Source organism: Paenibacillus sp. SRL342, from assembly GCF_984798905.1.
The window spans coordinates 1,616,218-1,640,612 of record NZ_OZ481790.1 but is presented as its reverse complement, the minus strand read 5'-3'; the positions used below and the strand labels follow the sequence as shown (position 1 = coordinate 1,640,612).

24 protein-coding genes are annotated in these 24,395 nt (G+C 46.9%); 4 read left to right on the top strand and 20 right to left on the bottom strand.

Annotated elements, in window-relative coordinates; translation table 11 throughout:
• Positions 1 to 798: a sulfate ABC transporter permease subunit gene (locus tag AC4E8D_RS07330; protein WP_221819205.1), complete on the bottom strand. Its 798-nt coding sequence runs from the start codon at positions 796 to 798 to the stop codon at positions 1 to 3.
• Positions 795 to 1,610: a sulfate ABC transporter permease subunit CysT gene (cysT, locus tag AC4E8D_RS07325; protein WP_017689978.1), complete on the bottom strand. Its 816-nt coding sequence runs from the start codon at positions 1,608 to 1,610 to the stop codon at positions 795 to 797. The genes AC4E8D_RS07330 and cysT overlap by 4 nt, the downstream gene beginning before the upstream one ends.
• 496 nt (positions 1,611 to 2,106) lie before the next feature.
• Between cysT and AC4E8D_RS07320 the strand changes: the two genes are divergently transcribed.
• On the top strand, positions 2,107 to 2,508 hold the full coding sequence (locus tag AC4E8D_RS07320; RefSeq protein WP_076327247.1) for a secondary thiamine-phosphate synthase enzyme YjbQ: 402 nt from the start codon (positions 2,107 to 2,109) through the stop codon (positions 2,506 to 2,508).
• 190 nt (positions 2,509 to 2,698) lie between these two features.
• Here AC4E8D_RS07320 and AC4E8D_RS07315 read toward each other — a convergent pair whose 3' ends face one another.
• The 5 genes from AC4E8D_RS07315 to tkt form a co-directional block, all read right to left on the bottom strand.
• Positions 2,699 to 3,301 carry a TetR/AcrR family transcriptional regulator gene (locus AC4E8D_RS07315; RefSeq protein WP_221819202.1) on the bottom strand — a complete coding sequence of 201 codons (603 nt, stop codon included), beginning with the start codon at positions 3,299 to 3,301 and terminating at the stop codon, positions 2,699 to 2,701.
• A 5-nt stretch (positions 3,302 to 3,306) separates the two neighbouring features.
• Positions 3,307 to 3,939, bottom strand: coding sequence for a YigZ family protein (locus AC4E8D_RS07310; RefSeq protein ID WP_221819201.1), 633 nt, complete (start codon positions 3,937 to 3,939; stop codon positions 3,307 to 3,309).
• A gap of 176 nt (positions 3,940 to 4,115) precedes the next feature.
• Positions 4,116 to 5,471, bottom strand: coding sequence for a glucose-6-phosphate isomerase (locus AC4E8D_RS07305; RefSeq protein ID WP_221819199.1), 1,356 nt, complete (start codon positions 5,469 to 5,471; stop codon positions 4,116 to 4,118).
• A gap of 189 nt (positions 5,472 to 5,660) precedes the next feature.
• Positions 5,661 to 5,978 (bottom strand): pyrimidine/purine nucleoside phosphorylase, encoded by a 318-nt coding sequence (ppnP, locus tag AC4E8D_RS07300; protein WP_017689983.1) that lies wholly within the window; start codon positions 5,976 to 5,978, stop codon positions 5,661 to 5,663.
• A 335-nt stretch (positions 5,979 to 6,313) separates the two neighbouring features.
• On the bottom strand, positions 6,314 to 8,356 hold the full coding sequence (tkt, locus tag AC4E8D_RS07295) for a transketolase (RefSeq protein ID WP_036610788.1): 2,043 nt from the start codon (positions 8,354 to 8,356) through the stop codon (positions 6,314 to 6,316).
• A gap of 434 nt (positions 8,357 to 8,790) precedes the next feature.
• Here tkt and AC4E8D_RS07290 point away from each other — a divergent pair, with 434 nt between their 5' ends.
• A complete protein-coding gene (locus tag AC4E8D_RS07290) occupies positions 8,791 to 9,270 on the top strand; it encodes a hypothetical protein (RefSeq protein WP_221819198.1) in 480 nt (159 codons plus the stop codon).
• 74 nt (positions 9,271 to 9,344) lie between these two features.
• Here AC4E8D_RS07290 and purU read toward each other — a convergent pair whose 3' ends face one another.
• Positions 9,345 to 10,238, bottom strand: a complete 894-nt coding sequence (purU, locus tag AC4E8D_RS07285) for a formyltetrahydrofolate deformylase (RefSeq protein WP_221819195.1) — start codon at positions 10,236 to 10,238, stop codon at positions 9,345 to 9,347.
• 42 nt (positions 10,239 to 10,280) lie between these two features.
• Positions 10,281 to 11,387, bottom strand: coding sequence for a deoxyribonuclease IV (locus tag AC4E8D_RS07280; protein ID WP_221819193.1), 1,107 nt, complete (start codon positions 11,385 to 11,387; stop codon positions 10,281 to 10,283).
• Positions 11,388 to 11,557: 170 nt separating this feature from the next.
• Here AC4E8D_RS07280 and AC4E8D_RS07275 point away from each other — a divergent pair, with 170 nt between their 5' ends.
• Both AC4E8D_RS07275 and AC4E8D_RS07270 read left to right on the top strand, forming a co-directional pair.
• Entirely contained in the window at positions 11,558 to 12,025 is a 468-nt protein-coding gene (locus AC4E8D_RS07275) for a DUF2621 domain-containing protein (protein ID WP_221819344.1), read from the top strand.
• 160 nt (positions 12,026 to 12,185) lie between these two features.
• Positions 12,186 to 13,097 (top strand): TIGR01777 family oxidoreductase, encoded by a 912-nt coding sequence (locus tag AC4E8D_RS07270; RefSeq protein ID WP_221819191.1) that lies wholly within the window; start codon positions 12,186 to 12,188, stop codon positions 13,095 to 13,097.
• A 12-nt stretch (positions 13,098 to 13,109) separates the two neighbouring features.
• Here AC4E8D_RS07270 and AC4E8D_RS07265 read toward each other — a convergent pair whose 3' ends face one another.
• The 11 genes from AC4E8D_RS07265 to AC4E8D_RS07215 form a co-directional block, all read right to left on the bottom strand.
• The gene (locus tag AC4E8D_RS07265) at positions 13,110 to 14,882 is read right to left on the bottom strand and encodes a DUF6382 domain-containing protein (protein WP_221819190.1); all 1,773 of its coding nucleotides are present in this window, start codon (positions 14,880 to 14,882) and stop codon (positions 13,110 to 13,112) included.
• Positions 14,883 to 14,995: 113 nt separating this feature from the next.
• Positions 14,996 to 15,514: an A24 family peptidase gene (locus AC4E8D_RS07260; protein WP_260632618.1), complete on the bottom strand. Its 519-nt coding sequence runs from the start codon at positions 15,512 to 15,514 to the stop codon at positions 14,996 to 14,998.
• 11 nt (positions 15,515 to 15,525) lie between these two features.
• Positions 15,526 to 16,557: a pilus assembly protein gene (locus AC4E8D_RS07255; RefSeq protein ID WP_221819343.1), complete on the bottom strand. Its 1,032-nt coding sequence runs from the start codon at positions 16,555 to 16,557 to the stop codon at positions 15,526 to 15,528.
• 29 nt (positions 16,558 to 16,586) lie between these two features.
• The gene (locus AC4E8D_RS07250; protein WP_490206001.1) at positions 16,587 to 18,815 is read right to left on the bottom strand and encodes a hypothetical protein; all 2,229 of its coding nucleotides are present in this window, start codon (positions 18,813 to 18,815) and stop codon (positions 16,587 to 16,589) included.
• Entirely contained in the window at positions 18,796 to 19,470 is a 675-nt protein-coding gene (locus AC4E8D_RS07245) for a TadE/TadG family type IV pilus assembly protein (protein WP_221819186.1), read from the bottom strand. Before AC4E8D_RS07245 ends, AC4E8D_RS07250 begins: the two co-directional genes overlap by 20 nt.
• On the bottom strand, positions 19,454 to 19,642 hold the full coding sequence (locus tag AC4E8D_RS07240; RefSeq protein WP_221819185.1) for a Flp1 family type IVb pilin: 189 nt from the start codon (positions 19,640 to 19,642) through the stop codon (positions 19,454 to 19,456). Before AC4E8D_RS07240 ends, AC4E8D_RS07245 begins: the two co-directional genes overlap by 17 nt.
• A gap of 11 nt (positions 19,643 to 19,653) precedes the next feature.
• Entirely contained in the window at positions 19,654 to 20,523 is an 870-nt protein-coding gene (locus AC4E8D_RS07235) for a type II secretion system F family protein (RefSeq protein WP_076209457.1), read from the bottom strand.
• A 12-nt stretch (positions 20,524 to 20,535) separates the two neighbouring features.
• On the bottom strand, positions 20,536 to 21,279 hold the full coding sequence (locus AC4E8D_RS07230; RefSeq protein ID WP_221819341.1) for a type II secretion system F family protein: 744 nt from the start codon (positions 21,277 to 21,279) through the stop codon (positions 20,536 to 20,538).
• Between the two features lie 40 nt (positions 21,280 to 21,319).
• The gene (locus AC4E8D_RS07225; RefSeq protein ID WP_490206475.1) at positions 21,320 to 22,621 is read right to left on the bottom strand and encodes a TadA family conjugal transfer-associated ATPase; all 1,302 of its coding nucleotides are present in this window, start codon (positions 22,619 to 22,621) and stop codon (positions 21,320 to 21,322) included.
• Positions 22,621 to 23,838 (bottom strand): nucleotide-binding protein, encoded by a 1,218-nt coding sequence (locus tag AC4E8D_RS07220; RefSeq protein ID WP_490206000.1) that lies wholly within the window; start codon positions 23,836 to 23,838, stop codon positions 22,621 to 22,623. Before AC4E8D_RS07220 ends, AC4E8D_RS07225 begins: the two co-directional genes overlap by 1 nt.
• 161 nt (positions 23,839 to 23,999) lie before the next feature.
• The gene (locus AC4E8D_RS07215; RefSeq protein ID WP_047842030.1) at positions 24,000 to 24,383 is read right to left on the bottom strand and encodes a VOC family protein; all 384 of its coding nucleotides are present in this window, start codon (positions 24,381 to 24,383) and stop codon (positions 24,000 to 24,002) included.
• Positions 24,384 to 24,395: the final 12 nt, after the last annotated feature.

The following is a 24,395-nucleotide window of genomic DNA, read 5'->3' as shown; positions in this document are numbered from 1 at the left end:
TCAATGCACTTCCTTTCGCTTCTTGGCCCATTCCATCATGAGCAGCAGCCCGACGGAGAAGGTTACCAGCACCAACGCCACACCATTTGCGGCAGCCACATTAAAATTCTCAACATCCTGATACACCAGGGTTGTTGCGGTCTGCGTTTTGTTCATAATATTACCGGATACCACCAGCACTGCACCGAATTCCCCAAGCGAGCGCGCAACCGTCAAGACTAGACCATACACTACCGCCCAGCGGATCGAAGGCCATGTCACACTCCAGAACGTTCTCCAGCCGTATGCGCCAAGTGTAGATGCGGCCTCCTCTTGCTGGGAACCGAGTTCCTGCAGGACAGGCATAACCTCTCTGACCATCAGTGGAAAGGTAACAAATAACGTTGCGATCACCATACCCGGGAAGGCATAGACCACATTGAATCCAATCCCTTCAAAAAAAGCGCCCATAATGCTGTTAGGTCCCAACATCAACACAATCATCAAACCGCCAATGACAGGAGATACGGCATAAGGCAGGTCTACAATGCTGTTCAGCAGCCCTTTTATCTTTTCACTCAGCCATCCGGCACGAACCAGATACAGAGCCATCATGATGCCAAACAATGTATTTAACAGGGTGACCACCAGGACAACCAGTCCGGTCATCATCAAGGCATGTAGCGCCTCAGGACGCATTAACCCTTTCAGGAATCCACCTGCCCCGTCTTCAAATGCACCAATAAAAATGCGTCCGAGCGGGATGATCAGCAGTACAATAAATACCGCAAACGTCAGTCCGATTAAGAGTCGTCTCATCGTCTTCTCCCCCGCATCTGCACCAGATTGATCAGCCAGAGGATCAGGAAGGAGAGCGTCAGGAGCAACACGGATACAGCAGCAGCTCCCGTTGGATTATCACTTTCAATCTCCCCGTAGATAAATACGGAAGCGGTCAGTGTTCTGCCCGGAATGTTACCAGCCACCAGCACGACAGCACCAAATTCAGCCAGTCCTCTGGAGAAAGCGAGCATCCCCCCACTGATCATGCCAGGTGCCATGGAAGGCAAAATAACCTGCATGAACGTGCGAGCCTTGGATGCCCCCATCGTGTACGAGGCCTCTTCCTCGGAAGGATCGATTTCTTCCAGCAAAGGCTGCACCGCACGGATAACAAACGGAAACGTGACAAAGGTCATCGCGATAACAATGGCGGGCTGGTGAAATACAATCTCAAATCCCATGGATTCTGCCAGTTTCCCGATGGCACTGACCGGACCCAAAAGCAGCATAATCATCAAGCCGCCCACCGCTGTTGGCAGTGCAAACGGGAGATCAACCAGACTGTTGAGAAACGATCGACCTACAAAGCGATACCTTGTCAACACCCAAGCGATCATCGTGCCCAAAACCACATTAATCAGCGTGGCAATCACGGCCAGCCGAATGGTCAGCAGTACGGCTTTCCACGCGATGGGGTCCATAATGCTCTGAACAAAGTTGCTCCATCCTTCAGAGAAGGAATTGACGTACACACCGATGATTGGAAGTACAATAAGTACGATAAAATATAACAATACGGTACTGCGGAATCCCCAAGTCCATCCCTTATGACGAAGAACGGTATTCATTGCTGCGTTCCCTCCCAGCCTCCGGCTTTAGCTCCGGTCGGCAGTCTTCCTGGCTTTAATACGACATTTTTCCTAAGTTGGATGATATTACTTTAATATTATTCCCATTAGTCTACTTGGTTTTGCTTTTCTGATACTTTACCAGTTTGCAGTGCTAATCGTCAATGCTTTTATTGAATATAATTGGGCCTCATATGAGAACGATTAATAAAAATCGCACTGTACACTGCGCGGCCAGAACAACCTTCCGATCACTGTTATCCCCAGATTTCTTTGATCCCCTTTTTTAAGGGGAAATCCGGTGATAAAGGCAAAGCCTATGCTTCCGAAGCAGCTTTCTTACAGAAAGCTTTTAGCTTCCGCTTCTTCAGGTTATATTTCTGACCTCTCCGTTATTGTGCGATTCACATATCCGTCTTCATATGTGGTTTGTTTGGTATGTAGTGGTTAAGGTACAATCGAGGGTAAGAACAGAGATGATAAGGAGTGATCTAACATGTTATATACGAAGAATATATCCACTTCCACACGAGACGAAATGAAGGATATCACATGGGACGTGAAGCAGGTTGTCCAGAGTAGCGGAGTGCAGAATGGGACGGTGCTCATCTACTGTCCACATACGACGGCCGGTATTGCCATCAACGAAAATGCAGACCCGGATGTGAAACACGATGTCTTGTTGCGTCTGGACGAAGTATACCCTTGGGAGCATCCCGAGTATCGACATGCCGAAGGCAATACAGCCTCTCACCTCAAATCGATCACTACAGGGCCATCACAGACGGTGATTATTCACGAAGGCAGGCTGCTGCTTGGCCGCTGGCAAGGCATTTACTTTTGCGAATTCGATGGACCACGTGAGCGGGAGTACTTCCTCAAAATCATGGAAGGTTAGTTGGGTCCAATAGGCCTGCCACCCACTCGTTCATTTTTGATAAACACAAACAGGCGGTCCACCCTCATTCCGGGTCGGAGCCGCCTGACTTGGTTTGCTGCGCATACTAACTTTCGCGAGACAACGTTATAAAGGATTAAAGTTATGACAAATCACCGCCCTGAAGTGTAGGGGTGCAACAACAGCGCCATTATTGGTCGCCAGACTGCTGACCCAGATTGCGGCACAGCACTTTGACATGAGACAGCGCAGACGATTCAATCTCCACAAACGTTAAACGGTCCTGAATGTAATAAGAAATGAATCCGTGCATAGCCAAAAATAGCGTACGCGGTACCCTTTGAATATCCTCTTCCGTACAGTTCTCTTCATTCATATACTGCCTTATAATCGATGCAAACAATTCGAAGCAACGTCCCTGTTCGGCACGACAATAAGACAACAGTTCTTCGTCCCTGATCATAAACATAATTTCGTATTGGTATGGATTCTCCAGACCAAAGCGAATAAACTCCATCATGATATGCTCTACCTTGCTCACATCATCACGAACCGGCCTGACCATGGCTTGCAGCAGCAAATGCCCCAGATGATTAAAATCTTCAACCACGATGGCATAGAACAGCTCTGCCTTTTCCTTAAAGTGATAATACAGCGACCCATGACTATAGCCCAGATGCTGGCCGATGCTTCGCATCGAAATGGCGCGGTATCCTTTGGTAATAAAAAGGTGCCTCGCCGCCTCCAGTATCCGCTCCCTCGACAACTCCTGTTCGACTGCTCTTCTAGCCATATATTTTATTCCCCTTCAATAAAATAAAGCCGCTGTCCCTCCGTGATCCGGGATTGCCCTTGCGTCAAATCCGTGATCCAGGCTACAAAAGCCTCGGTTTCACTATCCGGCGGAAGACAAGTCAACGTAACCTTATCGGTGAATCCAGTTTCACCTGTACGGACTTCCCGGCTTCTTAACTCATTTTCCACTTTACCCAGCCACGTATAATCCAGTTCAACAAACACTTCACGATGCAGCACGTTGGTAATGGCTTCTCCGGCTTCAATGGCTGCTACAGCTCCATCCGTATAAGCACGAATTAACCCGCCAGCTCCAAGCATAATTCCCCCGAAGTATCGCGTAACCACAATTGCCACATTTTTTAATTTCTGATTTTTGATCACTTCAAGAATGGGTTTCCCTGCTGTTCCGCTGGGTTCCCCGTCATCGGATTGCTTCTGGACTTCGTCCCGCTCCCCAATCATGTATGCAGAGCAGTTATGAGTTGCATTCCAATGTTTTTTCTTGATCTCATCGATGAAAGCAACAGCTTCTGCCTCTGTCGTGACCGGCATAATATGACCGATAAATCGCGACTTCTTGATTACAATTTCCAGATTGCCCGGTCCTCGAACCGTGCGATAACGTTCAATCATCCCAAATCCAACTTTCTGATCTTTTCCTGAGTCTATTTTACAAGAAAGCAGTTCACCGCGCGAACGCGGACGAACTGCCCTGGTTATCTACATCCGGGAACCCTGCATCTTACACAAACAGTGATTCCCAGTTAGATTTACATTACCTTATTCAACTATATGAGCAGACCGATGAATTATTCGGAAAGTCTCGCTTCGAGCGCTGCTTTCTCTTCTTCAAAGCCTGGTTTGCCCAGCAATGCGAACATATTCTTCTTGTACGCTTCCACGCCTGGTTGGTCAAATGGATTGACGCCCAGCAGGTAGCCACTGATACCGCATGCTTTTTCAAAGAAGTATACCAGATATCCGAAAGAATATGGAGTCATATCTGGAATGTTCACAATCAGGTTTGGCACTTGACCATCTGTATGTGCAAGCAGTGTTCCCTGGAATGCTTTTTTGTTAACAAAGTCCATAGTTTTACCTTCAAGGAAGTTCAAACCATCCAGATCGTCCGGATCGGATTTGATTGAGATATGCTCTGCAACTTCAGTAACCTGGATAACAGTTTCGAAAATATTCCGGCTACCTTCCTGAATGAATTGACCCATAGAGTGCAAGTCTGTAGAGAAATCAACGGATGCAGGATAGATCCCTTTGTAGTCTTTACCTTCACTCTCTCCAAACAGTTGTTTCCACCACTCGGATACGAAGTGCAGGGAAGGCTCATAGTTTACAAGAATCTCAGTTCCTTTGCCTTTGCGATACAATGCGTTACGAACTGCAGCATATTGATATGCTTCATTCTCAGCTACGTTCGGGTTGCTGTATTCCTTGGATGCGTCAGCCGCACCTTGCATCATTTCCTCGATGCTGATACCAGCTGCTGCGATTGGCAGCAAACCTACAGCTGTCAGAACGGAGTAACGTCCGCCTACATCATCCGGGATAATGAAAGATTCGTATCCTTCTGCATTTGCCAGTTCTTTCAATGCACCGCGTGCTTTGTCTGTTGTAGCATAGATGCGTTTGCGAGCTTCTTCTTTACCGTATTTCTCTTCCAGTGCTGCACGGAAGATACGGAATGCAATTGCTGGCTCTGTTGTTGTACCGGATTTGGAGATGACGTTAACGGAGAAATCTTTGCCTTCAACCAGATCCAGCAAATGAGTTACATATGTGGAACTGATATTGTTTCCTGCAAAATAGATTTCAGGTGTTTTGCGTTTTTCTTTTGGCAGATTGTTATAGAAAGAGTGAGTCAGCATTTCAATCGCTGCACGTGCACCCAGGTATGATCCACCGATACCGATAACGATCAGTACTTCGGAGTCGCTTTGGATTTTGGCAGCCGCTTTTTGAATACGGGCGAACTCTTCTTTGTCATAAGCCGTCGGCAGGTCAATCCAGCCCAGATAATCGGAGCCTGTTCCTGTTCCGTTGTGAAGCTGCTCGTGAGCCAGACGAATCGGTTCTGCAAAATAATCCACTTCATGCTGATTTACAAATTGCAATGCCGTGCTATAGTCAAATGTCACTTTTTTTGCCATGATCTCAAAAACCTCCTGATTTCGGTTATATTTTTTCCGTATCCGTATTCCATTCTAAACAACTTGCCTTAAGGATACTTCAAATCCACGGGGCTGACAAGCTTGCAGCTCGAACTTTGTCGTTAGAATTCAAGAAGCAAAAAGGGTAAACCGAATCCGCGGGTTGCGGTTCTGCTTACCCTTCTTATGTTATTCCGCCGGGTACGAGCAGACGTAGTCAGTAACGCTGCGTATCTCCAGTTTAAATTTGGACTCGGCAGGCACGTGGAACGTAGCTTGGCCTTGAATCTCTTGCCACTCTTCTTCTCCGGGAAGCAATACTTTCAGATCTCCGGACAGAATCTCCATAATTTCACGGGAATCCGTACCGAACTCATAACTGCCTGGAAGCATGATGCCTAGAGTCACTTTGCTGCCATCCCCCAAAATAACCGTTCTGCTGGTTACCTGACCATCATAATAAATGTTGGCCTCTTTCACTACACTGACTTGATCGAATTGTGACATGCGTACCCGCTCCCCTGAAGTTAATGAAAACAAAAGGCAAAACAGATCAGGGCGATAACGAGTTACCGCCCATGCTCTGCGGAAATAACTTACTGCCATGGATCAGGACAGCATGAAGCTCTCCCGACCATAGCAGCGCTTATGAAGCTATAAGTGCGTGTTCAAAAAGTCAGGTTTTCAGTACCGCGAAGATGGGATGAAGCTAGAAATGGAGTAGCGGAGCGTAGGAGAAAACTACGTGAGCAACGGACATTTCGGCTGAATCCCATCTTCGACGCTGATGATGCCGTGAGGCATCCTTCGTAATCAAAAGCAGACTTTTTGAACAACCTCTATTACAGCAATGCTTTTACGCGGCTAACCACGTTGTCCACTGTAAAGCCATATTCTTGGATAACACGGTCGCCAGGCGCGGATGCACCAAATGTGCTGATTCCGAGAATGTCACCTTGATCTCCAACATATTTTTCCCAGCCCATTGGATAAGCCATTTCAATCGCAAGACGAGCTTTAACATCCGGAAGAAGAACGGACTCTTTGTAAGCTTTGTCTTGTTTCTCGAACAGATCCCAGCTTGGCATGCTGATTACGCGAACTTGGATACCTTGTTCAGCAAGTGCTGCTTGAGCTTTAACAGCCAATTGCACTTCAGAACCTGTAGCGATGATTTGTGCTACCGCTTTGCCATCTTTTGCATCAGAGACAACATAAGCACCACGTTTCACGTTCTCACGTGAACCTTCAACCGTACCTTCCAGGATCGGCAGGTTTTGACGAGTGAGTACGAGTGCAACCGGGTTGCTCTTGTTCTCAAGCGCGTAAGCCCAAGCAGCCGAAGTTTCATTACCATCAGCCGGACGAATAACCGTCAGGTTAGGAATGATACGCAGGGATGCCAGTTGCTCGATTGGTTCGTGCGTAGGACCATCTTCACCAACAGCGATACTGTCGTGAGTCAGAACATACGTTACAGGCAATCCCATCAGGGCAGCCAGACGAACAGCCGGACGCAGGTAATCGGTAAATACGAAGAACGTACCTCCGAATACTTTCACACCGCTGTGCAGTGCCATACCGTTCATTGCTCCAGCCATACCGAATTCACGGATACCGAAGTAGATGTTACGGCCGGAGTAATCTTCAGGTGTGAAGTTCTCCAGGTTGTTCAAGTGAGTCATTGTGGAGCTTTCCAAGTCAGCAGATCCACCTGTCAGTTGTGGCACGTTGTGCGCCAGACCGTTCAGAGCGTTACCGGATGCTACACGAGTGGAAAGAGCTTTGTCTGTTGCTGCATATTTAGGAAGATCACGGTCCCAACCTTCTGGAAGGTCGCCGTTAATCGCTGTTTCAAATTGAGCTGCCAGCTCAGGGAAAGCTTTTTTGTACTCGGCAAATTTCTCGTCCCAAGCTTTGTTAGCAGAGATACCACGATCTTTCACTTGTGCAAAGTGATCGCGAACTTCAGCTGGTACGTGGAAGTTTTCTTCGTAAACCCATTTGTAATACTCTTTCGTCAATTTGGCTTCGTCTGCACCCAGTGGAGATCCGTGAGTACCGCCGTGGCCGCCTTTACCTTGTTTGTTCGGGCTACCATAACCGATAACTGTTTTAACTTCGATCAGTGTAGGACGCAGTGTATCTGCTTGACCTTCCTGAATTGCTTTTTCGATTGCAGGCAGATCGTTACCATCTTCAACGCGCAGCACTTGCCAGCCATAAGCTTCAAAACGCTTCGCGATGCTTTCGGAAGAAGACAGATCCAATTTACCATCCAACGTGATGTCATTGGAGTCGAACAACATGATCAGTTTGCCCAGGTGCAAACGTCCAGCCAGGGAAGCTGATTCATGAGATACGCCTTCCATCAAGTCACCATCACCACAGATTGCGTAAGTGTAGTGGTCAACTACGTTGAATTTGTCTTTATTGTATGTTGCGCCCAGTTGAGCTTCAGCCATCGCCATACCTACAGCCATTGCAATACCTTGACCCAGTGGGCCGGTTGTTGCATCAACACCTGCAGTATGTCCAAATTCCGGGTGACCCGGAGTTTTGCTTCCCCATTGACGGAACTGTTTCAGTTCTTCCATTGGAAGATCATATCCGCTCAGGTGCAGCAAGCTGTACAGCAACATGGAGCCATGTCCTGCAGACAGGACAAAACGGTCCCGGTTAACCCAAGTTGGGTGGTCCGGGTTATGAGTCATCGTTTTTGCAAAAAGTTGGTACCCCATTGGAGCGGAGCCCATAGGCATACCCGGATGTCCGGAATTTGCCTTCTCAATTGCATCAATCGCCAAAGTACGTACGGTAGTAATCGACAGGTTGTCGATTGTAGTGTTCTCGTCCTTTTGAATCGCTTCGTTCTTGTCAGTCATGGTTTGTCCTCCTCATGTCTTTAGATAAGTCGGGTGCGCAAGCGAATCCCTCTCATCATACAAGCAAACCGAATTTCACAATAAGTGAATCCGCTTGAGTGTTTCATTTTGACTTATTCACTTTTGTATTGTATCACTTGGCGTGAAGCTTTTCCATAACCTTCTTTTAGAAGTTCGTGAAAATCGGTTGTTTGTGATGAATAATCCTTAGCTTATCAAGCAAAAATCGTACTTTACAAGGTACTAAATCCCAAAAGCAGACCTAAGGAGCCTCACAAATCCATCGCATGAAGTATAACCTTTAACCTGAAAACCATGCATTTTTTAGATATTCATCCTCAATTCACATATAATGTTTCTTAATTATGGATTCGAGATTCGGGCATTGGTTTACTTTTCAGATGTACACGCGTCAATCATAGGAGGTCTCGATCATGCCAGATCCTGCTGCTCACCCATCAACATCGGTAAAAAACTCATTACCCTGGTTATCCGGTATTTTAACGGGAATCCTCACGGGAGTTGTACTGGGATTTTTCCTCAAAATGATTCAGGCCAGCACAGGCGAACAAGTATATACCCTGCTGCTGAATATTGATTTTGTGCCTGGTCTTCCGCCAACTTTACCCGAATTCATTGAATTTGCTTTGCATCTCATCGTGTCCGTTGTCATCGGCATCTTCTATCTGTGGTGGGTAAGGCATTCAGGCCGCCCTATGATCAAAGGAATTTTACTTGGTGCAGTCTCGTCCTTGCTCTATATCCCACTCTCTCAATTGTCATCACGTGTTCCAGAGCTGTACGATCTGTCCGCCATCCTCTACTGGATTGTAGGACATCTGCTGTTTGGTATTATGCTTGGTTTGTGCGGAAAGTATATCAACACAACAAAAAAAGCGACTCCCGTTTCGTAAACGAATTGGGGTCGCTTTGTTGTTAATCTATTACGTGGTTCCGAATCAACCTTGCACAGTATTAAAGCATGAGCTTAAAATACAACGGTTTTATTTTCGTGAACGAGAACGCGGTCTTCAACATGCCATTTCACGGCACGTGCGAGCACAACACGCTCAATGGTACGTCCGATACGTTTCAGCTCGGTTACATCGTCCCCGTGGCTTACACGCTGCACGTCCTGTTCAATAATCGGGCCGCCATCCAGTTCTTCCGTAACATAGTGGGCTGTCGCACCGATAATTTTGACACCACGGTTGTACGCCTGCGCATACGGTTTACCACCCACAAAGGCTGGCAGGAACGAATGGTGGATATTAATGATTCGATTACGGTAGTGCTCAATAAACATGGGAGAGATGATCTGCATGTAACGAGCCAAAATGATCACATCCACATCGTTGCCGATGACGTCCAGTTGGCGCTGTTCCGCGTCTTTCTTCGTATCTGCTGTAACCGGAATATGATGATATGGAATGCCAAATGATTCTACATAGTCCTTCATGTCCAGATGGTTGCTGACCACAAGCGCAATATCGGCATCCAGGTCGCCTGCCTGCCATTGCCACAACAATTCAACCAGACAATGATCTTCTTTGGATACAAAGATAGCCAGTTTTTTCTTGCGGCTGACCGCAGATAACGTCCACTCCATTTGGAAACGGCTTGCCACTTCTGCAAAATCAGCTTCCAGTTTCGGCAAATTGACCAACAATTGCGGAAGATCAAACTCAATTCGCATAAAGAACATGCCGCCAGCAGGGTCCATGGTGTACTGGTCCGACTGAACAATGTTTGCACCATGCTGGTGCAGGAAATGAGAGACTGCAGCTACAATTCCTGGACCATCTGGACAAGAAATAAGCATGCGCGCACGATCGGCGCGGTTTTTAGAATCAGGGCGTACTTGTTTAGCGTGGATCTCCATCGGGTTATTCTTCCTCCTTCATTTAAGCCATGACCTGCGGGATTAACCCGCAAGCCATGCAATCAAGCGATGATTCAGTTGTTCTTCATTCAAATGCGGGAATAGTGCAGCTTCAGCCACCATGTCATAGAGGCGTTCCAGCGGTTCGCGCGGATCTGCCTTTTTGGCTTTGGCATCATTTTTGAGCAGCGTCCACACATCCAGAATATACGAACGAGACTCAATCTCTTTACCTTTGAAAAAGTGTTGCAACTGCTCTACTTCTGTCAGGAATTCCTGGCCGAATCGACCGGCAACATCCCCGCGCAGCAGCGCAATCTCCACTTCATACATTGGACGCTGTGTCTTGGCCTCTTTGCCAATCCAAGGTGTCTCCAGAATAAATGGACGTCCTTGAAGCTTCTCATGGTTGACGATGCGGTTAATCGCTTCAAACCCGATCCAGCCAGAACCAATTGGTGTATGACGGTCCTTGTGCGCACCCACAGCATTCTTACTATCATTAATATGCATTACGGCAATGCGGTCAAGTCCTACAGTACGATCGAATTGTTCCAGTACACCGTCAAAATCGTTAACGATATCGTATCCGGCATCATGAATGTGGCATGTATCCATACACACAGTCAGACGTTCGTTATACGTTACTTTCTCAATAATCTGAGCGATTTCTTCAAAACTGCGACCCATTTCTGTACCTTTGCCAGCCATGGTTTCCAGAGCGATGTTCACATCTGTCTCTTTCACGCCTTCCAACACTTCATTCAATCCTTCTGCGATCCGTCCGATCCCATAGTGGGCATCTTTATCTGTAAATGCGCCGGGATGTAATACGATGTTCTTCACACCAATAGCATGTGTCCGACGAATCTCTTCCTGAAGGAAATCTACAGCGAGTCTATACGTGTTGTCTTTGTATGAGCCAAGATTAATAATGTACGGTGCATGGACAACGATATCTTCCATTCCACCCTCTTGCATGGCAAGTTTGCCTTCTTCAATATACATGGATTCGATTGGCTTGCGACGTGTATTCTGTGGTGCACCCGTATATATCATAAACGAACTGGAACCGTACGAGGACGCTTCCTTCGTTGCACTCAATAATCCCTTGTCCGAAAAGGACACGTGGGAGCCGATTTTCAGCATTATTGATCCCCCTTAATCTGAATTATCCCTTATTCTAACGCGATTATCGAAATAAATCTAGAAATGCGCTATAATTCGGGATAGAGGCTATTTTTGACAGCTAATATGTGGAACATGGGTAGGCGGAATCCGTCTTTCCGTGAAAATCAATGAACCGAGGTGACTCCGCAATGATTTTCGACTCCTACGCGATGATACTGACCAGCAGTTCCCCCAGCAATTGGTTTATGAATACGATCGCATTCTGGACTTTTTTATTGCTTGGCAGCATGTGTATCGGTGGATTTTTTATGATGCGCAAGTTTTTGAAAGTGCTACCAAAAGCGGACGGAAAGTCCAAACTGGATTGGCAGAATTATTGGGTTGAAGCCAGCCGTCACTTATGGACAGATGAAGCCAAAGCTTTTTTGGATCAACTTGTGGAGCCTGTGCCAGGGCCATTTCGTGACATTGCCAAACATTCCATTGCTGCAGAGATCGGTAAAATTGCAGTTGAAGACGACGCCACGGAAGTATCGAGAGATCACTGCATCAAAGGTTACATTATAGCCACACCGAAAAGGGATAATAAGTTTTTGGTCAAATTTTTGGAGAAAAACAAAATCGATTATTCCCCTTATCAACATTTGATTAAATAAAATAAAAGATGAGTTAAATGGCATATAAATTTGGTTAATTAGATACAGATATGCTCCGTCAGGTAAGTTATTCCCAACAGGCATTGCTTACCGTACGGGGCTGTTTGTCGATCCAACGGTAATATATCAGCGCAGTGAAAATACAGAGAGGATGTTTGATATGAAAATTGCCATTTGTGGAGGTACCGGATTTGTGGGGGGAGCACTTGTAGATTATTGGCTGCAAGCCGGGCACCATGTGAAAGTTATTACACGAAAACTGCCTGACTTGCATAATCCAAGTAAAAATCTTACATATATATCGTGGGAACAAGTCGAAGAACAACCTCACTTGCTGGAAGGTATGGACGCTCTCGTTAACCTTGCCGGAGAAACATTGAATCAACGTTGGACAACCAAAGCGAAGCTGGAGATTGTTGAATCCAGAGTCACGACCGTAGCGCGGGTAGCCCGATTGGTGGAGTCTCTGGAACAAAAGCCGGAAGTGGTCGTTCAGGCTTCTGCCATGGCCATCTATGGAACCTCCCCTAACGAAACCTTTGACGAGAGCAGTCCACAAAAATCAATGAACTTCCCGTCCCGGGTCTCAGAACAATGGGAAATAGCTGCAGATGCCATCAAGCATGTCAGACTCGTCAAAATCAGGGTTAGCCTGGTGCTTGGCCATAAAAAAGGAGCCTTTCCATTGATGAAACTCCCTTACATGCTCGGTGTTGGCGGCAAGATCGGCAGTGGCAAGCAATGGACCAGCTGGATTCACATTATGGATATCGTAAGGCTGATTGACTTTAGCATTCAAAATAAACAAGTGTCAGGTCCGGTCAATGCTTCCTCACCGAATCCGGTTACCAATGATGAATTTGGTCGTACGGTCGGCAAGGTCTATCATCGCCCTCACTGGTTCCCCGTACCCGGATTTTTGATCAAAACCGTAGTTGGAGAGCTATCCGTTGTTCTGCTTCAGGGACAGAGAGTCATTCCGCAAAAAGCACTCGATCACGGATTCCAATTCACTTTCCCTACCTTAACCCAGGCATTGGAAGATCTGAAGCATCGCGGCTTATCTGACTGATTGAACAAGGCCTTATCCAACCGACCGATAAGTATAGACAGATTCCGCAAGTGTAAATGTGTCTCCATCCGCCAATGGATACTCCTTATACGGAGCAAGAATATTGCCCTGAAGAATGGTTCCATTGACGGAACCCAGATCCTTAATCACATAGCCCAATTTGTTCCGGCTCAATTCCACATGAGCACGGGACACGCCGGTCGCTGTGTCCACCCACTGAACCATGTCTGCTGATCTTCCGATGACAAAAGATGCGCCTTGCACATCCATCCGTTCATGTTGGTCACCGGTGCCAGATCTTCGTTCAAGATAATAAGACGCCATCACCGGGCCTTCCCCTGTAAATTTACCATTAGCCAGATTCTGCAAATTTACGGTTGCCTCCGCAACTGCATCATTTCGAATTAGCTCTGAAGTTGAAGCTACCGTTTCCACATGGCGCTGAACGAACGATGGTTCGGAGTGTTCAGGTGTCACATGCAGACTTTGATAACGGGAATGCTCGCTACTACCTTCTGAGGCGGATGCAACCGTTTGTTTTATGCGTTCCGCTGGCCTTTCAGCTGTATTCCAGCGCCAACTTTCCTGAAATGGTTCCTCTTCATCTTCCATTTGCTTGCCTTTGTTCTTACCTAAATTGAATGAAAAAGACCGCTTATTCTCTGAATCATTATGAGGGCTTCCCTTACGTTTCCACGTCCATCCTGCTACACCAAGCAAGCCAACGCTAAGTACCATGCACAGGATCATCTGCGTCTGTCCCGGTTGCTCCATGTAAATAAATCTCCATACCACTGCCATGGCAACTATACAGCCCAATATGATATAGGTTACTTTGGAAGATCCGGGCTTCTCCTCCACTTCCATATCAACACGCTCTAGCGAATCATACGGGTTACTTCCTCTCTTATCCATACCATTTGAACTCTCTAATGAAGATTGCTCAGGTGAGCGCCTGCCTGGAAAGGTTCGAGATCTCACCGGAATGTCTTCCACCTCAGATTCACTCGTTTTCTGCGACTGACGGAAATTTAGTTGCGGTCCCACAGCAGCATTTTGAATGGGAGTACCGGGTTGATATGGCCGAGAAGTACCAGTGGCTAGCCTGCTATCTCGCTCAGAAATCGACGAATGAAGATCACTTCTTGAATCATTGGGTGTTTCCGAAGTTCTGGACGAGAGAAATGCTGCGCCTCCTCCATTCTCTTTCTCGTCAGCATATAATTCCAAAAGAAGCTCTCGCAACTGTCTGATATCCCAGCGGTCATTGTCACATAACTGCAGAACACGCTGAATGCCTTCTCCCTGCAGTTCCTGTACATGTGCCATCAGCCTGATCACCAGCTCACGGAATTGCTGAGGCGTTGGATCAACTTCAACCGTATCCATGATTGGTACATATACCATCCCTAGCTCACCCTGTTCGAATGAACCGTTGATGAACAAGTACTCTTCATGGATCAATAATTTACGAGGCTCCAGCATGTATTGCCGGCATTCCGTGAAGGCATCAGCTAGTTGGAACAACAAACCATACAGAACACGCAATTTGATTTTGCTTGACTTTAACATCTGAGATAACATCTTGTACCCTGATATGTCGTACTGCAAAGTTACATTTCGATCGACTTCCCGAATATGAACAGGAAGAAGTCGCGGAATCTGATTGGAGGACAACATCCCCATCTGTACCCGGCTTAATTCCTCCATTCGTAACCCGTCCTCTTTCTCCAAAACCATGAATGCTCCGCCGTTACGAATAAAATCTCTCGTTAATCCATACATGCCAATCCTCTCTTTCCATTGTTATTTAGGTCAACTAAAGAAAGTTACACTGGGCACTTCGATGACGGAACAACCTTCCGATCACTGTTATCCCCAGATTTCTTGATTCCCTTTTATAAAGGGAAAAGTCCCGAGACAAGCACCGTGATAAATCCAGGTAACACCGCCAGCATAAACGGAAACTTCAATGTCTTCTCCTTGTTCACCAGCTTGAGCGAACCAAGCATGAAGAACCCCGCAAGACTACCTGCCATGCCTCGAATTCTCTTCGCTGAATCTTTACGGAATAGAAGTATCACTAGACCAATTGCGCCCGCGTACAAAACGGAGTAAATAATGACATGAATGCCAAAAGCAAGTCCCGTCCATGCACCAATCCCACCAAACAATTTCACATCTCCTGCTCCTACGGCGCCAATCGCATACATAAGAAACAAAATACCAAAACCTGCTGCAAATCCAGCGACTGAGAACAAGAAACCATCCCAACCTCCCCATATGATATGGGCCAATACGCCTGCAACAGTCACGGGTAAAGTCAATCGATTTGGAATTTTCATTGAACGAATATCTGTAATAAAAGCTGCAATGACGTATAAGCCACAGACAATGTAAAACCACTCCACCTCCATCATCCCCTTCCTTATTTTCTGGAGGCCACGGTAAACGTAGTCTCCGTCTTGGCACCGTCCCCTGTCTCGACAACAAAACTCCATGTTCCTTCTGTTGTCCGAGTACCAACAAACCAGTTCCATTCAATAATTCCATTCTCATCTGCGGTGGCCCAGCCGATGTGCTTCGCAGAACTTTCACCTGACTTGTAAAATATCGTTAAGTTGGCTGTCTCTCCTGGTTCTACCTCCACCTTGATCATTGCATTGTTGCCTATGTAAGCCGGGTCAGGCTTCGACAGAACCGTTGCTGAATCCGCAGTATCCCCGTCTCCTGCACTGCCATCCGATCCTTCTCCGGTATCCCCAATCCATACCCGTTCTGCCGCAGCGGCCTGAATCCGTAGCGGTTTACTGAGAAAGGGGACTTTTAGCGGCAATTCATAACTCAGTTCAAGTCGGAAATACGGATTTGTTTTGTTTTTAAGATCAGGTACCGAAATACCATTCACATGAACACGTTCCATATTCAGCAGCGTTGGCTCGATAAATGGTTGAAGCAACGGTTTTACCGTGGGATCAAGTACGGTTTCCAAGACGGATGTTTTGATCTCCTGTAGTGGTTGTTCACCACTGGCCGCCGCTGAACGTACCCAATCACTTAATGGCTCGGGTAGAGAAGAAGCATAACCTTCTGCCCATTCCGTCAGAGATAACTCTGGTATCTTCCAGCCCCCTCCTGAACCTTCTCCGCCGGCAGAATCAGAAGGTGTGAATGCAAGGGAAACGGGATATATTTTCGTTGACAATTGCTTCACCGCTTCACCCGCCGTACTCTGTAACACTGTGGAGATTAGAGTCATTTGCACTATGAAGATGAGAAACATGATAAAAAACAAGAAGACAGGTAACACTAGTGAGGCTTCCAGAACCAAGCTACCTTGTTCCTTTTCCGAAGAATATATCTGCTTTTTGAGAGACTTCAAACGCTGCAATCTGATTATTCTTGTTAAACGAATCTGCATTTGTGCGCTTTCTTTTTCATAATGTTGCTGCTTATCCATAATCCCTCCACCGAAACGATCCTGATTATTCAATAGGAATAATCCGCCTTCCGTTCAATGAAAAATCGTCCATCTTCAACTTGGTCCGCACTACCCATCACTGCACCTATGCTTCTAACCACCCCTGGTAAAAACCACAGCTTGATACTGCTGCGCATGTTACCCGAAGCATACGTCTGTTTCTCATCTGGATTCACACCCGTATTCAATCGAATTAGCGCCAGCATTCTGGACATTTTGCGTTCATTGTTACTATGCATCAATAGGAACAATCGGAGATGGTCCCTGTACGTCAGTTTGACTTTGATATACTTGGACAATTCCACACTGCCCTCTTTTGCTAGTTTCACCATATCCGCGATGGCGTTTGTAATCCCGTATAAGATTGCTGCCGATAATACCAGAAGTGGGTTCCCCAGCTTGCTGTGCTCAATTAACCCTTCTGCGGTTCGAATAGCCAGCCGCATCCCAAATATCTCCGCATATGCCGCAGCGATGTTACCCGAAGGATTATGAAACCCGTAAACGATATACTCCAGTTCCTGATTCTCCAGTTTGAAAACATCACCAGCATCTCCACCACCTTCAGTCCAGGTAAATAACTGACCAAAATCCATGGAGTTGAAATAGGCTAAAGCATATTCATTCTGAAATAATTCGTCGCCAAGACTGTCCAACAGACCGGACATCCCGCCAAACAAACTGTCCATCCCCTTCATGGCATCGCCACCAGAGTCATAGGGATCTCCAGCAATCTCTGCCTTTTTGCCTTCCTCACTACTAGCCTCATTAAAAGAAATGTTAGCGTTGTAATATTCCTCCAACTGTTTGAAAGCGTCCATGGAACCCGAACTTCCATTCTGAATCTGCGACAAGATTCGTTTGACTTCCTTCAATTTCCCTTTGGATTCTTTGTCATTTGCTTTGCGCTGGGCATCCGACCCACGACCACTCTCCAGCTGCTGCTTACTCTGTTGGATGAGGTTGGCAGGACCACTATTCACATAGGTATCCATATATCGTTCCGTAATCTGACTTGCCTGTCTGACCGCAGGTTTAATCGGAACCCCACTCATTCCCGTAACGCTGCGAAGCTGACTATTCAATTCCATGTTGTCTCTTCTGACGTTAGAGAAGTCCGCATTCTGGGAAACAACCCGTGCCTTCAACTGATCAAATAGGTTATCCGCCCTCACAAGCTCCGAGGCGTGGGAGCGTGTGCTCTTAGCTTCACTGCCTGATCCAGTAGTTGCAGGACTCGTCCCAGGCAGATTCGAGTTGCCCACGTTGTCGTAGCTGGCATTCTGCGAACGGTTCTCCCCCTCCGCGATCACACGTTTCATTTCCTCATTAATCTTGCGTGCTTCTTCGATTTTGGACTGTGCTTCCTCCAGTTTTGTTTGATGGGCCTGTAACGCGGGCTGTATGATCATGCTGATGCCTGTCACCACATTACCAACACCAGTCCGATAACGAGCCAGTTCCAATATGTATTGTTGCTCTCTCAATGGCAGTCCCTCATCTGCCTGTTTCTTGTTAAGATAATCTGTATAACGTGCTGCTGCCTCGGCAGCTGTCTCCGGTGTTTCTTCCAACATTTCTTCATAGATCGCTTGTGACGGCGGATCCATGATCAACTTTGGAAGATTCTTCAGTTTCTCCGCGGATTCCGTTTGATTGGCAATGGCTTCATCCAGTAATTCTTCACGTTTGTCATATAACTTCTGTAATTTTTTCAGCAAATCTACCGTGTGCGCGGCTTCCTTCATCTCGTCTGACATTGGTTTGAACCGATTGATCACTTCAAGGGTAAAATCAACCGGAGCCCGATACTTCATATCCTCCTGAATCTGGCGATTAAATATATCGTATCTGCCCAGTTCACGCTCCATGCTCAGCGTAGTTGTATCCCACTGGATATCCAGAATGGGAAATCCATCTTTTACAGCTGAAGGCTTCACGCTATCATTCAGTACTTTAGCCATAATTGCATCCCCACTGCTGTCGCCATACCCGAATAAACCATACTCTCGTAGTGATGGGTCATAGGCTGACATGACGGATCTCATCGCAGCATGTGTCATGCGTTCAGTCTGCACCTTGAATGCAGCTATACGAACGTAATCAATAAATATAGCGACAAACATATAAACTCCGGCCAATATTAATATTAAAAAAAGGGTTACGGCTCCCAACTCACCGTCTTTTTTTCTAAACAGCTCCGCCCTCCTCCTTTTCTCACTTTTTACTTTTGCCAAAATGCTGCACAACCTGTCCGGCTTCTGCCGCTGTACTGGTCGCCGCACCGCCTTTGCCTTTAAACTTGGCTGCGTAATAACGAACCAGATCGACCGTTCGAATGAATTCAACCGGTTCAACAACTGCGGATGATCCCCGCGTCAGTACACGGTTACCTGAATCGAACAAAAAAGAAGGAAGAGGCAAAGAAATTACTTGTTCCAGCTTGGTTGTTACTTTCCGCTGAATCAGAGAATTCTGATACTCAATCGTTCCTTTCATGGCTGAGGGCATATGTTGCACCGCTTGTGCTAATTTCTGTTCCGAGAGATTGCCGCCTTCACCAGCAGGTATAGAAACGCTGACCTGATTATCCGCTCCCGCCCAGCCAAACAGCGCTCCAAGCATACGATCGTCCGTCAGTCTCCAGTACAGATTGTCATGTTCTCCAACACCATATTCACCTGTCATCGCCTGTTTGTGGCTGTTGTCCCAGCTATAGGCTGCACGTTCGGAAGCTGCATAAGCATGTTGATTCAGGAATGTCTTTTGATACATGTACATGGTAAAGAAGAGCAATAACACAAGAATAAACAGCACAACAGGGAAGATCAGGGAGGCTTCAACGGTGAAGCTCCCTTCTTCCTTTTTGAACTTGTTATTCGAAGAATTCATTACTTTTATTACTCACATTAGTTAACAGTCTTTCTACCAATTTTTTAATTTGGTCTTTAAAAATTAAAGCAATAATGATAATAACCCCGATAATCAGAATCAGCTCCAACGTGCCGAGTCCGTCCTCTTCCTCCCAAAATACATTTACCTTGTTTTTCAATACTTCCATCATCCCAATTCCTCCTACATATTCATCATCATAAAAGCAGGTGCCCCGATCATGACCACAATCGTAAAAAAGATCAGTACCATCGGAAACACCAGTTTGGAAGAAGCCTGTTCTCCCTTCGCCCGACTGACAGCCTTGCGTTTCTCCCACAACACATGTGACAGATCCCGCAGCGCCAATACAAAGTCACCTCCCCCACGCCGGAAATTCAGTAGCACCGTTGTTGTAAAAATTGTCACTTCCTGTACACCGCAGCGGCGGCTGAACTGTTCAAATGATTGTTGAAACGAATAACCATTATTCCAATCTCCCACTGTCTTTCTAAGTTCGTTGTACAGCGGATGATCCCGTTCCCCCTGGCTTGTGACACAGTGAACGATAGCACGTTGCACGGTCTCCCCTGCGCCAACCAGCAGTACAATTCGGTTCAGCAGCTCAGGCAGTTCCATAAGAATATCCTGGTCTCTTCGCTGCACCTTCGTATTGAGGTCTTTGTAGAGCGCAAAAGGCAACGCTGCACCGAGCGCGAGCCCACCCACCATACCTCCGATGCCCATATCTCCAACGAGTGATAACAGGCAGCCCACCAGCAGCATGAGCCATGTATAAGTCAACATTTCAGCGCAATACAGCATCGTTTTCTCTCCGCTGTGCTGTATGCCGTACATTTTCTGAATGGCATGTTGCATTCGAAACATGAGCACTGGCAATCTGCGTCCAATCTCGAACTTGTCCAATATAAACAGGAAGGGACCATGCAATTTTTTCAGTCGTAATCCTTCCATATCCAGCTTGCGCAGATGCCGGTAGGTCTGCCCCCGGGTTCGATCCAGCACCAGCCATCCCGCTCCGAGCATCCCTGCGACTATAACGGGAAGCAGCATCGTTTCAGCTCCTTATACTTTGATATCCATAATGCGATTAATCCACAGATAACAGCAGGCGAGTACTACCAATGCTCCACTAGAGATGATGTACCCCATCCCGCTGTATAACGGCTCCATAAAGTCCTTGGCGGTCAGATTGAGGAATATCAGAAAAATAAATGGAGCGGCAAACATCACCTTTGATTCGAACTTTTTCTGCGATACCGCGACCATAATATCCTGCTGAATGTCCAGCTTCTCACCAATCACCGCAGAGGTACGACGCACAACCTCAACCAGATCCCCGCCAGTTCGTTTGCACGTAATGAACACATCTGCAAAGTTCGTAATATCTTCAATCTGAGCCCGATCCGAAAAATCCTGTAGTGCCTCTTCGATTGGTTGTCCATACTCCATCCGTGTCCGCAATATCGTGAACTCACGAATCAGATCGGTATCCGCTTCCGGGTTCAACATCCGCAAATCCTCTACGGATTCCTTGAATCCATTTTCCACCGATTTTCCTGCTGCCAGTGCCGAAGATAATGCATATAATGCTTGCTTAAAATGTAAACTGAGTGTCATTCTTTTTCGTTCCAACAGCACTTTAGTCCAATGTTTTGGTACCCATATGCAACCCGCAGCCAGGATCGCTCCAGCCAACCAGTGATGGTAGAACAGAATTCCGATGCCAAAAAACAGCAGACCACTAATCAGCATACAGACCATTCGTTGTCTCCGGGAAAGCGCATATACGGTGTAATCCGTCAACATCTGTCTGGCTTCACCCAACAGTAATCACCTTCCAATGACTTTAATTCACGTTGTTATCTGATGAACCTATTCCAACACTATATTGTTCTATGTATTCATCCAGCCATTTCCCGAGCCCAGCCATCTGAATTTTATCCACCTGATTCAACTTTCCAACCTGTACTAACCCGCCAATAATTTTGCCTTCACGCTCTTCTTGTTCCTGGAAACGAAACAGTGGATTCAGCATAACCTCCCCGTCCTGCATGCCAATCACTTCACTAATCTCTGTCACCCGCCGTGAGCGGTCTCGTAGCCGGGACAGATGTACAAAAATATCGATTGCTGAACTAATCTGCTGCCTTACAACCGCAATAGGAAGATCCGCACCGCTAAGCACCATCGTTTCGAGTCTGCTGATCATGTCGGAAATCGTGTTTGCGTGCCCTGTAGACAATGATCCATCGTGGCCAGTGTTCATGGCCTGTAACATATCCAGCGCTTCTGCGCCCCTGACTTCCCCAATCACAATCCGGTTTGGACGCATCCGTAAGGAAGATTTGATCAGATCCCGAATAGATATCTGTCCCTTGCCTTCGGTGTTTGCATTCCGCGTTTCCAGTGATACCAGATTCGGTACCGTAACTATCTGTAGCTCCGCCGAATCCTCAATGGTAATAATCCGTTCATCGGCAGGGATAAACTGCGATAAGGCGTTCAGAAAGGTCGTTTTTCCCGACCCGGTCCCTCCTCCAATGAAGATGTTATATTTGCTCCTTACCAACTGCTGCAATAATTCTGCCGCTTCTTCATGCAGGGCTCCCTTTTCAATCAGATCGGACATCTTCATCGGTTCACTGGGGAATTTACGAATCGTCATCGTGGGTCCTTTCAAGGCAATAGGAGGTAACACGATATTAACCCGTGAACCATCCTTTAAACGGGCATCTACGATTGGAGAAGACTCATTCACAATCCGGTTTACCCCGGATACAATCATCTGGATGATATCCTCGAGCCGTTCCCTGGACTCAAATTCAAGGGTGATCTGGCTGACTTCACCTTCCTGCTCCACAAAAATCTCCTTGTGACTATTGATCATAATCTCCGTAATATCGGGATGATCCACAAGTGGCTGCAAAATATCCAATCCACGAAAAGAATCAAACAATCGCTGCACCAGCGTATGACGCTCTCCTGAGGTCAAATCATCCAGCTTCGGGTCAGTGAGAACTTTGCGTTCTATCCCCTGCCACAGTTCATCATCTCCTGCTGAAGAGGTTAAATCGAGGCCAGCCCTGACTTCCCTGCGCATCATCTGAAACTGTTCTTCACGATCCAGTATTCGATTCGATGACTCCATCATAGTGCCCACCGATCCTGCTTCTGAATTCGTCCCGTCTGCTTCAATTCTTCTTCGCCACCCTGTACCAGCATGGCACATAATCTCTTCACTTCACGTTGGAAGATCGGAGAACTAAGCATGACTTCCTCCTGACTGAGTTGCTTCCAGGAAGGGATATAGGGCAACACTGCATCCAGATGCAGATCAGGGCGTGGGAGTCCATTGACGACATTGTCCCGATATTTGTTAACCACAAAGCGTGAACGCTCGAGCATACTTTCGTACAAATCTGGCTTCGTACGCTCAGCATGCTGTAACCATTGTCCCCATCGATGCATGGCAGATATATCATCCTCAACGAGCCAGACAAATGCATCTGCTGCATCCAGCACCCCTTCACTGCGCCCATCCCAACCGGAATCCCCATCCAGAATTAACACGTCATATTGTCCACATTCCGTTAAATAACGAAGCAGATTCGACGTATCCTCACGAGTCATTTGCAACAGTTCTTTCCGATTCGATAATGGCCAGAACACATCGGATTTCAGTGCTTCATGCCGGACCACATATCCATCTACGCCCTTCGATTGCACCTGTAACTGCTTACCGGATTCCTTTCTGCCCACCTTCAGATCGTATAACAGACGGGACAATCCCGTCTCCGCATCCGGGTGACGCTGCCCACTTCTAGTGAGTCCCTTTTCCAGAAACGGGAGCGTACTGTCCAGCGTCTCCAGATTCAGATAGAGAACAGCATATCCTGCAAGTCCCAATTGCTTCGCCATATGCAGGGCCACTGCCGTTTTGCCACTTCCACCTGAAGCGGATACTACACCGATGGAGAGAGTCTCTTGCCCCGTATGGTGAACCTTCTTACGGCGTGGCTGCCGGCAAGCATGCATCACAGCATCCAGCAAAGCAGGCAAGGGTTGATATTTCATCAGCCGCTTGGCCTCATCCACCTCTTCCATCCCTTCACTAAGCATTAGCCAAGGTACACCTGATACTTCTCCCCCGTTATTCAGCCAGTCATTCAGAAACTCCGGTTCCGCAATAACCAGATCCGGTAATTCTCGACCTTCTTGCTCTTTCATGTGATCCCTGAACGAATCTTCTTGGGAGAATGCCGTGAAACGCACATGAAGACCAGACGAATTTCCCTGTACATAATCAAGCCAGGCACTGATATAATCTTTGTCTTTTGAAACCAATACCGCCTTTAGTACAATCAATTTCTCCTTCCCTCCCTGTCAAAAAGCACAAAAAAGCACCGTCCAATAACCGCATGAATATGCGATATTTGGACGGTGCTTCCGTCACGTGCTATGAATGTATGGATAATATAGCATACAATTTCTGGGGGAGCAAGGGATTTATTCTAACCCTTTTTCCCTTAAGAGTTGTACGGTGAATCGAACTCAATAATGTTACGGTCCGGATCAAGTACAAAAATCTGTGCGAATCCAGCCACACTGTCAGGTCTCGCTTCATACTCAATTCCCTGCTGTTCCAGCCAGGCTATAGTCCCTGAATAACTGGTGACCCAGATCGCAAAGTGGCCGTCTGTAGTATCAATACCAGCCTCACGTAACGTGTGGCCCTCCGGGTGCTGAAGCAGATGAAGCTGCTGGCTGCCGATAGCGTACCATGTACCCGTGGAGCGGAAGGCTGGACGTTCAATCTCCTGCATGCCTAGTAACCCAGAATAGAATTTCTTCGCGATTTCCAGATCACGTACAGCCAGACTAACATGGTGGATGTGTGCATATTCAATCATCTTTTATCTCCC